10 protein-coding genes are annotated in these 14,589 nt (G+C 60.8%); all 10 read left to right on the top strand.

The features are described 5' to 3' along the window. Positions 1-53 precede the first annotated feature (53 nt). Positions 54-4,043 carry a pre-peptidase C-terminal domain-containing protein gene (locus ANT_RS15175; protein WP_013561410.1) on the top strand — a complete coding sequence of 1,330 codons (3,990 nt, stop codon included), beginning with the start codon at positions 54-56 and terminating at the stop codon, positions 4,041-4,043. Between the two features lie 451 nt (positions 4,044-4,494). Beyond that, positions 4,495-5,796 carry a coproporphyrinogen III oxidase family protein gene (locus tag ANT_RS15170; RefSeq protein WP_013561409.1) on the top strand — a complete coding sequence of 434 codons (1,302 nt, stop codon included), beginning with the start codon at positions 4,495-4,497 and terminating at the stop codon, positions 5,794-5,796. 108 nt (positions 5,797-5,904) lie between these two features. Continuing rightward, complete coding sequence (locus ANT_RS15165) at positions 5,905-7,131, top strand: 30S ribosomal protein S1 (protein WP_013561408.1); 1,227 nt, start codon at positions 5,905-5,907, stop codon at positions 7,129-7,131. Between the two features lie 67 nt (positions 7,132-7,198). After that, positions 7,199-8,329, top strand: a complete 1,131-nt coding sequence (locus tag ANT_RS15160) for a dipeptidase (protein WP_013561407.1) — start codon at positions 7,199-7,201, stop codon at positions 8,327-8,329. Beyond that, entirely contained in the window at positions 8,329-8,847 is a 519-nt protein-coding gene (locus tag ANT_RS15155) for a hypothetical protein (protein ID WP_013561406.1), read from the top strand. Before ANT_RS15160 ends, ANT_RS15155 begins: the two co-directional genes overlap by 1 nt. A 98-nt stretch (positions 8,848-8,945) precedes the next feature. After that, a complete protein-coding gene (locus ANT_RS15150; protein ID WP_013561405.1) occupies positions 8,946-9,404 on the top strand; it encodes a GNAT family N-acetyltransferase in 459 nt (152 codons plus the stop codon). Then, positions 9,401-9,706: a hypothetical protein gene (locus ANT_RS15145; RefSeq protein ID WP_013561404.1), complete on the top strand. Its 306-nt coding sequence runs from the start codon at positions 9,401-9,403 to the stop codon at positions 9,704-9,706. The genes ANT_RS15150 and ANT_RS15145 overlap by 4 nt, the downstream gene beginning before the upstream one ends. 4 nt (positions 9,707-9,710) lie before the next feature. After that, complete coding sequence (locus ANT_RS15140; protein ID WP_013561403.1) at positions 9,711-9,944, top strand: DUF2905 domain-containing protein; 234 nt, start codon at positions 9,711-9,713, stop codon at positions 9,942-9,944. A gap of 155 nt (positions 9,945-10,099) precedes the next feature. Next, complete coding sequence (locus ANT_RS15135) at positions 10,100-11,752, top strand: transposase (protein ID WP_013561402.1); 1,653 nt, start codon at positions 10,100-10,102, stop codon at positions 11,750-11,752. 17 nt (positions 11,753-11,769) lie between these two features. Further along, entirely contained in the window at positions 11,770-14,586 is a 2,817-nt protein-coding gene (gene polA / locus ANT_RS15130; protein WP_013561401.1) for a DNA polymerase I, read from the top strand. Positions 14,587-14,589: the final 3 nt, after the last annotated feature.

The following is a 14,589-nucleotide window of genomic DNA, read 5'->3' as shown; positions in this document are numbered from 1 at the left end:
ACCTCCACCGCACGCCTTGCAGAGGGAATTGTTTGTAGAGTTAAGGAGATGGCATGAGACGTTTATTCGGATTATCTGCCCTGACGCTGGCGATTGCCGCCGCTTTCTTATGGATGATTTTGCACTCGGCGGAGCGGTTGCGTGCCGGTGTGGTGCAAGCCCAAACCCCGCCCCCGCCCGCCATTGACGAAGCTCTGCGCACGGCGGTTGCCCGCGAGGTGCAAGCCAAACGCCCCAGCGCCCTGGGCATGATGATTTACGAGACCGAGGTCAATGAGATTTTCTACTCCGCCGACGGGCGCACGGCGCTTATCTGGCTGGGATTCCGCGACCCCGATACCGGCGAGGTCATCGGCACCGAGCCGGGACTGGCAATTGCCCGCAACCCGCAGGGCTTGCTGGCGCAGTCCGATGAATGGCAGGTAACCCTGCAAACCGCCCGCGACTTTGCCCGCCAACTCACCAGCCTGCCCGCCGAACTGCGCGACCCCGAGGTGGAGCAGTTCTACCTGGAACAGCAGGAAGCCATGGAGAAAGCCGCCGTGCAGACCTTCACCGGCTACAAACTGCCCTGGTCGAAGGCGCTGAACATCAAGATTACCGGCAGTGTCGGGCATTTCCTGGACTACAATTCCTGCTCCGAAACCTACTGCCGCTACGCTTACGACTTCTGGAATCCCGACTCCACCAACCGCATGTTCCCCCTGCTGGCATCCAAGGGCGGAGTGGTGAAAGCCTACAAAGAGTCTTGCCCCAACGGCAGTACATCCTGCACCAATTACCTGGTTCTGCAGGATGACTCCACCGTGCCTACCACCTATCAACTTTACTACCACCTGGCGTACAACTCCATCCCCGACAATCTGACGGTGGGCACCTACGTCCCGCAGGGGACGTACATCGGCAACGTGGACGATACCGGCTACAGCACGGATCACCACCTGCACTTCCACGTGTACACCTCGCCCACCAACAGTGCCTACTCGTGGGGAGCATCGGTGCGCATCCTCTTCAGCGATGTGCCGTTCAACGGCGGTGAGCCGCGCACCTGCGCCGAGACCATCAACCACCCCTCGTACGGCACGGAATGTTCGATGGGTCCCGACGGCAAGAAGGGCGGGAGCGATGACGACTACCTGACTTCCAGCAATGTGGGTGCCAACCCGCCAACCGGCTCGCTGGATACCCCCTTCCCCTGGGCAACCCTCACCAGCCGCACCCTCTCGGTGAGCGGTACGGCGCGCGATAATCTGGGCATTGCCCGCGTGCAGGTGCTGGTGAACTACGACGGCACCTGGCGCACGCTGGGCAACGCCGATGTGGGCAACGGCGTGTTTGCCAAAGACTTTGACCTGTGCTCGGCGGGCATCCCCGATGGACCCATTTCGCTGGCGGTGCGCATCTTCGATGTGGAAGGCAACTGGGCAGAGCGCTTCACCGGTTTGCGGCAGATTTTCAAGAACGCTTCCTGCACTTCCTCTTCCACCCCGCCGCCTGCGCCTGCCTGCGCCCCTTCCAGCGGACAAATCGGTGTGTACGCCGAGCCGCAGTTCGGCGGCGCCTGCCTGAAACTGGGCGCGGGTCAGCACAACGCCAGCGCGCTGGGCACGCTGAACGATGCCATCCAGTCCGTTCAGGTTGCCAGCGGCACCTGCGCTACCCTCTACGAACCCGACAACGCCAACCCCTTCGGGCGCAGTGAGACCTTCAACGCCAGCGACGCCAACCTGAGCGATAACCGCATCGGTGCCAAGACAGTCTCTTCCATTGTTATCCAGCCCTGCACCAATCAGGTGGATGAGCCTTTCCTGACCTTCCCCGGCAATCTGATTGACCCCAACGGCAACTCTGCCACCACCCCCAACCCCGCCAACCCGAAAAGCACCGATTCGCTGGTGCTGGCGTGGACGGGCGGCGAGGGCGCGCCCACCTTCACCGCGCGCCTCATGCAAGGCAGTACCGAGGTGAAATCCATGCCTGCCGCCAATACCCACACCTGGTCGGTGGGCAACCTGCCGGCAGGCACCTACACCTGGATTGTCACCGCGCAGGGACAGGGCACTACCAACAGCACCGACCTGACCTTTACGGTGGATGCGGCAAGCCTGCCTGCGCCTGCGCCCCTCTCCGCGCCGGTGACCTTTGACTTTGAGGGCGATACCTCTAACTGGACAGCCACCGGATTGTGGAGCCTGCGCCAGGTGGAACGCACCGGCAAACCCTCCACCAAAGCCTGGACGTTCTCCAACGGCACATCCTTCAACGACTCTACCTACCGCGCCGGCGACCTGACCTCACCGCCCATCACCCTGCCCGCCGATCAAACCGCCTACCTGCGCTTTAAGTCCTTCAGCGATGTGGAAGGCTGGGTGTACTCCATTCAGACCTTTGGCAGTAAGTACTACGACCAGCGGCGGGTGCAGATTTCGGTGGATGGCGGAGCGTTTACCGACCTGTACCAGTTCAGCGATGACTCTCAGCACATTCTCTGGCTGGACAGCCCCGCCATTTCGCTGGATGCCTACAAGGGCAGGACGGTGCGCATCCGCTTCCACTTTGACACGGTGGACGCGCTGAACAACGGCGGGTACGGCTGGGCGGTGGACGATGTCAGCATCACCACCGACACGCCGCCTAACTGCGCCGACGGCAACAACAGCCCGGCAACCGCTCAGTCCATCGCTTTCGGGCAAACCCTCACCGATTTGACCATCTGTCCCGGCGGAGATGTGGATTACTATTCCTTCAGCGGTTCGGCGGGTGCAACCGTGCGCATTGACCTGAACGCCTACCACGACAAGCCCGGCAGTGTGCTGGATACCTTCGTCTCCCTGCTGGACTCCAGTGGAGTGGACGTGGTGGCGGAAAACGATGATGAGAAGGTGCAGGAAAACACCGATTCGCTCATCGTCACCACCCTGCCGCGCACGGGGACGTACTACATCCGTGTGCGGGCGTGGAATCATCCCGGGGCGGGCGATGCCAACCACCTCTACGACCTGAATTTGAGCGCCGTGCAGAACGGAGCGGTGCGTCCGCTCTCGCTGACGCTGACTCAGCCCCCCGACCCGAAGAAACTGCCCATCATCCCCTTCATCGTCGAAACGGCGGTGCAGGATGATCCGCTGGGCGGCGGCATCACGCGGGTGGATTTCTACTGGCATCCCGCCGACTGGCAGAACCGCCCCTGGGTCAAATTTGCCAGCGATACCACCCCTGCCGATGGCTGGTGGGCAATCTTCAACCCCACCGAAGATACCAGCGGGAGCGCCTTCTACATTCTGGCGACCAACGCCAGCGGCGGGAGCAACGGCTTGCTGATTGCCGACCTTCAGCCCGACAAGACTGCCCCTTCCAGCGCGCTGGATGCCCGCAACGACACGGTCAACAGCACGGCGGTGTACCTCACCTGGCAGGCGCAGGACTACGAGAACGACATCGAACGCTTTGAGTTCCAGTACCGCACGCCGGGCGGTGCCTGGCAAAACTACCCGACCACCTTCCCTGCCCACCTGCGCGGCGGCTGGTTCCTGCTCTCGCCGGGCAAGTTCGAGTTCCAGATGCGCGCCGTGGATCGCGCCGGGAATATGGAAGACTACCCCAACCGCGCCGAAGCCACGGTGACCTTCAACGGTGCCTGCACGCCCGATGCCTTCGATGCCACCGATGGCGTGCGCGGGAGCGGTATCCCCGTGCAGTTGCTCAACGCCGCGCCCACCGAGCGCCGTCTGTGCCAGAACGATGTGGACTGGGTGGCGTTTGATGCCAGCGCGGGCGAGGATATAGGCGTGCTGATTCTCTCGCAGGGCGGCGGCGCGGCGGTGCAGGTGCGCCTGTACGCGGCGGGCAGTGCCACGCCTCTGCTGGAGCAGAGCGCGAGCGGTCTGGGCGAATCCACTGCTCTGCGCTGGAAAGCCCCTGCCAGCGGACGCTATGAACTGGAAATCCGCGCCGTGGATGCGCGCCTGTGGGGCGAGGACGTGCGCTACCGTCTGTATGTTGGCAACACGCAGGCGCTCTTCCTTCCCCTCATCGGGCGCTGAGAAGGCTTTGAGGCTTTCATCCCCCGCGGAGAATGTGCCCCGCGGGGGATTTTGATTGGGTTTCGGCAGGCTCAGCCGGTGCAGGAGCGGATTCCCTGCCAGCCAGCCGTATCGGGGTGAATGGGAGTGTCCATGAAAATCGTAGGGGAATCGTAGGGGAATCGTTTGTTTTTCGTCAAGATTTTCTAACTGAGGTTGCCTATAATAGCAGTCAAGGGCGACTTCTCTTCTTCTCCTCCTTTTAAGATTGCCGGGGTCGGCGTCCCCGGCAATCGCGATTTAACTCACAGTCCGTGGTACTTTCTCTGCGGACTGTGTTTTTGTTTTGGGATGAATCGGTGCGGTGTAACATATATTTTGACATGTAAAATCTTGTACGTTTGTCTATTGTTTCAAATGGAGGTTTTGGGGCTATAATAACATTCAATTTTTGGATTAAAAGGCGCCTGCAATGATACCTGACACCCTCTTCTCCACCACCTTTCGTCTGGCTTCGGGGGTTTTGCTTAACCTGAAATCGGAGCATCAGCCCCAACTGCCCGCCCCTCAAAACGGGAAGGCCTATATGCTTTATGCGCATGTGCCTTTCTGTGAGAGTTTATGCCCGTATTGTTCCTTTAACCGTTTTCTGTTTGACGAGCGCAAAGCCCGCCAGTACTTCAGTTCTCTGCGGGAAGAGATGCGCATGGTGGCGAAGCGGGGCTACACCTTCGACACCCTCTACATTGGCGGGGGCACGCCGACGATTTTGATGGACGAACTGGTGCAAATCATTGATCTGGCGCGCGACTTGTTCGGGGTGCGCGAGGTATCCTGTGAGACCAACCCCAACCATCTGGATGAGCGCCTGATTGATCTGCTGGCGCCGCGCGTGCAACGGCTTTCGGTGGGGGTGCAGTCTTTTGATGACGACCTGCTCCGGCGCATCAACCGCTACGACCGCTTTGGCTCGGGGAAAGAAATCCTTGAGCGTGTTCAGCGCACGGCTCCGGCTTTCAACGCCTTTAACATTGACCTCATCTTTAACTTCCCGGGGCAGGACCTTGCCAGCATTGACCGCGATTTGCGCCTGGCGCTGGAATCGGGTGCCACGCAGATTACCGCTTACCCGCTGATGACCTCGCCCTCAGTACGGCGCGCATTGGAAAAGACGGTGGGAACGGTGGAATTTTCCCGCGAGGCGGAAATGTACGAACACATTGTCGAGACGCTTTCCAGCGTCTTCGAACTCTCCACCGCCTGGACGTTCTCCCGCAAGGGTAAATCGTTGATTGACGAGTACATTGTCAAAAGTGAGGAATATGTCGGGGTGGGCTCGGGTTCGTTCAGTTACCTCAACGGCACCTTGCTGGTGAACACCTTCTCTCTGCAATCTTACCAGCGCTGGGTGAGCGAACGACATGCCCCCATTGCCGGAAAACGCCGCTTCAGCCGTCTGGATCAGATGCGTTACCGCTTCATGATGGATTTGTTCGGCTTGCGGCTGGATAAACGCCAGTGGGAACGCGATTTCGGCAAACCCATTGAACACTGCCTGCCATTGGAGTTGCTGGCTTTCGAAAAAGCCGGTGCCTTTGCCGAAAACAACGCCGAAGCCATCACCCTCACGCCGCGCGGGCGTTACCTGCTGGTGGTGCTGATGCGCGAATTTTTCTCCAGCATCAACCGCGTGCGCGATCAGGCGCGGCGGGCTGTGCAGAGCAGCGAAGCCCTGCGCAACCCGGAGACGCGCCTCTCCAACGCCAAGATTTAACAAGGGGCATGCCCCATCTTTTAAATGAAACCATTGCAGGGTTGCCAAAAGGGTGATTCACCTTTATAATCAACCTGAAATTCTACTACCTCCGGAGAAACTAGTTGTATGGACGAGAAAGATACCCAACTCGAGCAGGGAATGCCCCAGCAAACGCAAGACAACGCCGAGAACCATGACAACATGGCTTCCTTGCTGGAGAAGGAAGGCTTGGGGCTGGATTTGCCCAAAGAGGGCGAAATCCGCACCGGCGTGATTGCAAGCATTACCCCTCAACAAATTTTAGTCAGCGTGGGCACCAAATCGGAAGGTGTGATCAGCGGGCGCGAACTGGAAGCTATCCCCCCTGAAATTCGCGAAACCCTGCAGGTCAACCAGAAGATTCTGGTGTACGTGGTGCGCCCCGAAGACTCCAATGGCAATATTGTCCTCTCTTACATGAAAGCCCGCGAAGAAAGCGACTGGCAAAAGGCCGAGCAGATGCGGGAGACCAAAGAGGTTTACCACTCGAAAATTACCGGTTACAACAAAGGTGGTTTGATTGTCCCCGTTCATGGATTGCGCGGTTTTGTACCGGCGTCTCAAATCAGCCTTTCCCGGCGTGCCTCGATGGGCAGTGGCGAAAGCCCTGAACAGCGCTGGAGCAAGATGGTGGGCGAAGAGATTGACGTGTGCGTCATTGAAGTAGACCGCGAACGCCGCCGCCTGATTCTTTCCGAGCGCGTGGCAACCCCCGAAACCCGCGAGACGCTCAAAGAGCGCGTCATCGAGACCCTCGCTGAGGGCGAAATCCGCACCGGGCGCGTCACCAGCCTGGCAGACTTTGGCGCTTTCGTCAACATCAGCGGCGCCGATGGTCTGGTGCACCTCTCCGAAATTTCGTGGGATCGCATCAAACACCCCAGTGAGGTGCTGCAGGTGGGGCAGGAAGTCAAGGTCAAGGTCATCAGTGTGGACCGCGAAAAGCGCCGCATTGGGCTGTCCATCCGCCAGACCCAGGGCGACCCCTGGCTGGAGCGCGCCGCCAAGTATCAGGTGGGCATGCTGGTGGAAGGCGTGATCACCCGTCTGACCAAGTTCGGCGCTTTTGCCAAACTGGACGAGGATATTGAGGGCTTGATTCACATCTCCGAAATCAGCGAAAAGCGCATTGAACACCCCAAAGAGGTGCTCAAAGAGGGCGATAAAGTCACCCTGCGCATCGTCAAGATTGACCCCGAAAATCACCGCATTGGCTTGAGCCTGCGCCGTGTGGACTCCCAAGCCTACACCGACCTCGACTGGCAGGCACTCGAAGAAGCCCTCAAAGACCTGGACACTTCTGAAGAAGCCTAGTTTCTCATGCGATGGAAAAGAGCGCATCGTCGCCGGTGCGCTCTTTTTTTCCTCTCTGCACAGTCCCATGATTCACTGGATGATTGACGGTCACCTTGATCTGGCGTACAGCGCGCTCACCTTTGGGCGTGACCTGTTCCGTTCTGTGGATGAAATCCGCGAAATGGAGCGCGGCACGCTGACACCTCAGCGCAACAACGGGGAGTGCACCGTGGCAGTGCCTGAACTGCAAAAGGGGCACACCGCGCTGGTGATTGCCAGTTTGTTCGTGGTGCGTGCGGGTGTGCTGGAAGCGTGGGAAACGCAGGTGTACCGCACCCCGCAGGAAGCCCGCCAGCGCTGGACGGCACAACTGGATGTGTACCGCCGCTGGTGCGAGGATCACCCCGCAATCTTCCGACAGGTGACCAGCCGCCGCGACCTGCAACAGGTGATTAAGGCATGGCAAGCCTTTGCTTCTGCCCCTGCCACCGGGGAAGAGCGGGCTGAACACCCCGCGTCTGCCTACCCGCCCATCGGGCTGGTGGTGATGATGGAAGGCGCCGAGGGACTGCGCGAACCCCGAGAAATCGAGGCGTACGCCGCACAGGGGGTGCGTCTGGTGGCGCCGGTATGGGCAGGTGGGCGCTTTTGCGGCTCCAACCGCGATGCTGAAGCCTTCACCCGCGAGGGCTGGGAACTGCTGGACATCCTTGCCGATTTGGGCATGGGACTGGATCTGGCGCACATGAACGAAAAATCCTCTCTCCAGGCGCTGGATCGCTTTGAGGGCAACCTGTGCGCTTCGCATACTGCCTGCCGTGCGCTTGCCCGCCAGGACGACAACCAGCGCCTGCTCAGCGACCTGCAAATTCGCCGCATCGTCGAGCGCGACGGCGTCATCGGCATTGCCCTGAACAGCCGCTGGCTGAGACCGGGTTGGTCTGCCGGCGATCCGCGCGAGAGCACCACCCTGAAGCATGTAGCCGCGCACGTGGATCACATCTGCCAGATTGCCGGAGACGCCCGCCATGTGGCATTGGGCACCGACCTGGACGGCGGCTTTGGGCGGGCACGCATCCCCGCCGAGGTGGATACCATTGCCGACCTGCCCAAACTGGCGGATATCCTGGCAGAAGCCGGGTATAATGAATCTGATCTTGCTGCAATTTTCGGGGGAAACTGGCAAATTTTTCTCGAAAGGATTTTGCCCTTGTGATGACTGCACAGATCTCCCAAAACACTCCCCCGCCGGTCGCCGCCAGCAATTCGGTAACGCGACCCTACCGCTACTGGCACCGCCGCGCCCGTACAGGCTTGATTCTGACCCTCTTCGGTTTCCTGGTGTTCCTGATGGGTGCGCGTCCCGGTCTGTTTGGGCTGGATCGCAGTCCGGTGATTGGCTTTGTGCAGATTGCCGTGTTCCTCATCGGGCTGGCGATTATCTGCATCGGCGGGTATATCAGCCTGCTGGCGCTGTGGAAAGGCGATCCGCTCAGCATTGCCGCGGATATCGGTCAGCGCCTGGTGGCAACGGGGTACGTTATCGCCGTGTTTGCCGGTATGGCGGATATCTTCGGCATGGGCAGTCATGCTTTACCGGGCATTCCCTACTTTGGAGAGTGGCAGGCGCGCGGGGTTGAAGTTGGACAGTTGCTGATTGCCATTGGCTTTATTTTGATGCTGCCCTTCGGGCGCAATAAACCCACCCCGCCGCCTCAACCCCCACAAGCCTGACCCTTTTTTTATTCTTCAGAGTGGGCTTCCATTTTCCCCTGCATTGGGAAAGGGATGGGTTATAATTTTTAATCATCCCTTTGCGGCAAGGAGCCCTGATGATTATCATTCAATCTCCCACCACCCGCGACGAGTTCAAAGCCTACTACGACCTGCGCTACCGCGTCCTGCGCGAGCCGTGGGGGCAGCCGCGCGGCACGGAAAAGGACGATTACGAACCGCTCAGCCAGCATTTCATGGCGGTACGCGAGGATACGCGTGAAATCGTCGGCGTGGTCAAACTGTTCGAAAAAGAGCCGGGGGTGGGCTGGTTTTCGCATCTGGCGGTGGCGCCTGCCTATCAGAAGAAGGGCATTGGCAAGATGCTGGTTGCCCATGTGGAAGAAGAAGCCCGCAAGCGCGGCTTCTGCGTGCTGGGGTGCTATGCCCGCCTGAATACTACCAATTACTTTGAGAAACTGGGCTACCGCATTGCCGGGTTGCCCACCCATTACTTTGGCACTACCCAGGTGGTATGGATGCAAAAAGACCTGGAACAGCCTGAGGAACGAGCATGAGTCTGTTTCGCGACCTTTTTTTCAAGCCTTATCCTGCCTCGGCGCACGCCGAAGTGACGCGCCTGCTGGACGAACTGGTGGACATCGGCAAGCGTGAGGATTTCCTCGCCGAGCGCTTTACCCCCGGTTTTAACCTGCAATTGCGCCACATCCGCGCCCGCGAGATTGGCGAGCGCCTGAATGCCATTGGCGGGCGGGCATTAATGGAGTACGCTTACCGTCACGTGGCGCGCAAAGCCGGGCGGGTGCTGGCGGATCATCTGGAGTACGCCTGGGCGGAGATTGGCGACTGGTTGAGGTGAGCCTATGGCGCTGGAACGCATCGGCACAGGCTTGATGCTTTTGGGGCTGATTCTTTTGTTGGTGAGCGGTCTGCTCTGGCTGGCAGGACGCTTTCTGCCCGACCTCAGCCGCATTCCGGGGACGATTCGCATCGAGGGCGGCGGGGTGACCTGCATTTTCCCCCTGCTGGCTTCGATTGTCCTCAGTTTAATTCTCACCGTATTGCTCAATGTGATTGCGCGTTTGTTGAACCGCTGAACCGCGCCCTGAGCCTGCCGAACCGTAGGCTTGCCTCGACAGGCTCGGCAAGCGCAAACCACGTCCTGATCTTGCTGAAGGGCATGTCTTGGCGCCCCCCTGCTTCGTTGGGCTGAATCCCTTCTGACGCTTTTGTGATACACTAAAAGTATCTTATGAGCGTCTCGGTACTGGTAGCCACGCCGCATACCGCCTTTGGTGAACTGATTCGCCTCAGCCTGGAAGAGGATGGGCGCTATCAGGTGCGCGTGGTGAGTACCGCCCGCGAAGCCGCCGCCGCGGTCATCAATCCCTATTACCGCGTGGTCATTCTGGACTGCGATTTGCCCGACCTGCCGCTTGCCGAGATCAGCGCGGTGCTGTTGCACGACCACCCCGGCTTGAAACTGGTGCTGATTCCCCCCGAAAACAACCCGGAGCATCCCACCGTGCGCGACATTCCTGCGCATGGCTATCTTTCCCGCCCCTTTTACCTGCCCGATTTGCTCGACCTGCTGGCAAGGCTGGATGGCGAGGAAACTCCCCTGCCCCCCGTACCGGATGAATCCCTGCCCGAGTGGGTGGATGAGCAGGCGCTGGAGCGCCTGCTGGCAAACAGCACTGCCGAGGGCGGGATGATTGTGCATCGCAATGGCGCGCAGGTGGTGCGTACTCCCGCCGTTGACGCCCTGCAATCCCAGATTCAACGCCTCTGGGAGATGCCCGAGCCCAGTGATGTGGTGCGCTTTGCCCGCCTGAGCGAGGAACTCGGCGAGCGCATCCTCTACGTCACCGCCGTCTCCCCGCAGGTGGCGCTGGGACTGGTGTACCCCCTCAAAACGCCGCTCAGCCGCATCCGCGCCGAAGCCCTGCAGATGAGCCGCACGCTGGCGAATGGCGTGCCTCACGCGCCGGTGGAGCCCTCCCCCGCGCCGCAACCCCAAACTGCCCCGCAAAAGCCCGCCATAGCGCCTGCTGAAGAACCTCTCCCCGAAGAAGAGAACACCGGCGAAGAAGCCCTGCCCGAACTGCTCTCGCTGGCAGATTTGCTTGGCGATGTCCCCCCGCCCGACCCGCAACCCGGCGGCGAGTGGGTGCCGGAGATTGACCTCTCCCTGCCGCGCGTGGAAGCCGAACTGCCCGCCACGCCGGCGAAAACGCCCATGCCCGTCCCGCCGGTCAGCGAGGCGCCCGCTCCGCCAGCGGAAGCGTCCTCGCCTGCCGGGACGGTTTCCAGCCAGGTCGCCACTGCAGAGACCCTGCCCGCCCTGCTCCCGGAGGAAGAGGAACTGGCGGTCAACCATGCCACCATTCTGCCCGATTTGACCAGCATTCAGCAAATCGAACCGGTTTCTACCTCGTTCAGCCAGATTTTCTACACCTGCGTGCTGATTCCGCGCCTGCCCTCGCACTTCCTCACCGGCGCGCTGGGCGAGCAGGTCAGCCAGCGGGTACAGCAGTTGTGCCTGGCGTTTGGCTGGCGTCTGGAAGGCATCGCCGTGCGCCCGCAGTACATGCAGTGGTCGGTGCAGGTCAGCCCGTCCATTGCGCCGGCATCGGTCATCCGCGTCATCCGCCAGCGCACCTCGTCTTTCATCTTTGAACATTTCCCTGCCCTGGCAGAGGAAAACCCCTCCGGCGATTTCTGGGCAAGCGGCTACCTCATCGTCAGCGGTCCTCAGCCGCCCTCGCCGCGCCTTCTGCGCGATTACATCGAAGAGACTCGCCGCCGCCAGGGCGTCCTGCCACCCTCGTCCTCCGCCTCCCTGCCGCGGCTTTCCTCATCCGTGGAGATGTCTTCTCAGCCCCCGGCAGATTCATCCCATTGAATTTATCGGAGCGTCTCATGCCCCCAGTGCTGTATTTGATTGACGGTCACGCCTTAGCCTACCGCGCCTTTTTTGCCCTCACTACTTCAGGAATGCGCCTTTCCACTGCCAGTGGCGAACCCACCGCGGGCGTGTACGGTTTTGCCAGCGTGCTGTTGCGCCTGCTGGAGCAGGACAAGCCCGAATATCTGGCGGTTGCCTTTGACGGCGGCTATTCCTTCCGCGACCAGATTTACTCCGAGTACAAAGCCACCCGCGCTAAAATGCCCGACGACCTGCGCATGCAGATGGAGCGCATCCGCGAACTGGTGGACGTCTTTGGCTTCCCCCGCCTGGAACTGAACGGCTACGAAGCCGACGACATCATCGCCTCGATTGCCCATCAGGCGGTCAAACAGGGCTTTGGCGTCAAGATCATCACCGGCGACCGCGACCTCTTGCAGTTGGTGGACGAGCGCATTGCCGTCAACCTGGCAGGGAGTAAACTCAGCGAAGCCAGGGATTTCGTCCGTCAGGAAGATGTGCAAGCCTACCTGGGGATCCGCCCCGATCAGGTGGTGGATTTCAAAGCCCTGGCAGGCGATCCCTCGGATAACATCCCCGGCGTGCGCGGCATTGGCGAGAAGACCGCCCTTGCCCTGCTGAAGGATTACGCCCATCTGGAAGACATCTACGCCCACCTGGACGACCTGCCCGCTAAAGTGCGCCAGAAACTGGAAGAAGGGCGCGAAATGGCGTTTATGAGCCGGGAACTGGCGACCATCAAGCGCGACCTGCACATCACGCTGGAACTGGCGCAAGCCCGCACCGATGCCATCCCCGTGGAGAAGGTGCTGGATTTCTTCCGCCGCATGGAGTTCCGCTCGCTCATTACCCGCATGGAGAAAATCTTCGGCATCTCCGCCGCCAGCGCTCCCCAGCAGGTACCGCTCATTCCCCCGGAGCCGACCAGCATTGGGCAGTTGTCCCTCTTCGGCGAAGAAATTGTGCGCGTGGGTCTCCCGCCCCAGCACGACCTGAACACAGTTATCGTCAACACCCCCGAAACGCTGGCGGAGTTGTGCGCCAAACTGGCGCAAGCCGAGTGGATTGCCCTGGACACCGAAACCACTTCCACCGACCCGCTGAACGGCGCGCTGGTGGGCATCTCGCTGGCGGTAGAACCCGGCACGGGCTACTACCTGCCGGTGGGACACCTCACCGGCGAGCCGCAGTTGCCGCTGGAAAGCATCCGCGATGCCCTTGCCCCCTTCCTCGGCGACCCGCGCAAACCCAAGGTGGGACAAAACCTCAAGTACGATTTGCTGGCACTGCGTCTGGCGGGCATGGAAGCGCAGGGACTGGCGTTCGATACCCTGCTTGCCGAGTGGCTGGTTGATCCGGCTTCGCGCGCCCTCGGGCTGAAGGAAATGGCGGAGCGCTACCTGGGCGTGCAGATGACCCGCATTGAGGAACTCATCGGCACGGGCAAGAATCAGCGCACCATGGCGCAGGTTTCCGTTGCGCAGGTTGCCCCCTACGCCGCCGCCGATGCCGAAATCACCCTGCGGCTCAAGCCCATTCTGGAAGAGCGCATGCTCAAAGCCGGCGTCACCCGCCTGTTCCAGGACGTGGAGATGCCCCTGGTGCCGGTGCTGGCGGACATGGAGTGGAACGGCATCCTGCTGGATGTGCCTTTCCTTCAGCGCATGGGCGTGGAACTCAGCCAGCGCCTGGCGGAAATTGAAAAAGAAATTTACGCCCTGGTGGGACACCCCTTCAACATCAATTCCACTCAGCAGTTATCGCGGGTGCTGTTTGAGGAATTGCGCCTCGAACCGCCCGACCGCCGCAAGAAGACCAGCGCCGGGCTGTACTCCACCTCGGCAGAGGTGCTGGAAGAACTGCGCGGCAGGCATCCGGTGCTGGATTTAATCCTCGAAAACCGCGAGTTGAGCAAACTCAAATCTACCTATGTGGACGCCCTGCCTCAGCAGGTCAATCCGCGCACCGGCAGGGTGCACACCCGCTTCAATCAGACCGGTTCGGTGACCGGGCGGCTGGCATCTTCCGACCCCAATTTGCAGAACATCCCCACCCGCACCGACCTCGGACGGCAGGTGCGCAACGCCTTCATCGCCGATGAGGGCTGGGTCCTGCTCTCGGTGGACTATTCGCAGATTGAACTGCGCATTGTGGCGCACGTTGCCAATGACGAAGCCATGCTGGCGGCGTTCCGCGCCGGGCAGGACATTCACGCCGCCACCGCCGCGGCAATTTATGGCGTGCCGCTGGAAGCGGTGACGCGCGAGATGCGCCGTCACGCCAAAGCCATCAACTTCGGGCTGATTTACGGGATGAGCGCCTTCGGGTTGAGCCGCTCCGCCGACCTGACGCTGGCGGAAGCCGAGAACTTCGTCAAAGCCTACTTTGAGCAGTTCCCCGGCGTCAAGCGTTTTCTGGACGACCTGCGCCGCCGCGCCGCCCGTGAGGGCTACGTGGAAACCCTGCTGGGACGCCGCCGCTATTTTCCCAATCTCAAGAACCCCGCCAACCCGGCGCTCAAAGCCCGCGAGGAACGAGAAGCTATCAATGCCCCCATTCAGGGCACGGCGGCGGACATCATCAAACTGGCGATGATTCGCCTGCCCGAGGCACTGCGCGCGGCGGGCAGTCGGGCGCGCCTGCTGTTGCAGGTGCATGATGAACTGGTGCTGGAAGTGCCACGCGAGGAAATGCCCGGGACGGCAAAACTGGTACAGCACGTCATGGAGACAGCCTACCCCCTGCAAATTCCCCTCACCACCGAAGCCCGCTGGGGAAAGAACTGGGGAGAGATGACGCCTCTGGAATGAGAC

Source organism: Anaerolinea thermophila UNI-1 (genome assembly GCF_000199675.1).
Lineage (GTDB): Bacteria > Chloroflexota > Anaerolineae > Anaerolineales > Anaerolineaceae > Anaerolinea > Anaerolinea thermophila.
Note: the sequence above shows the minus strand (reverse complement) of the source record. Positions and strands in the feature narration are given on the sequence as shown.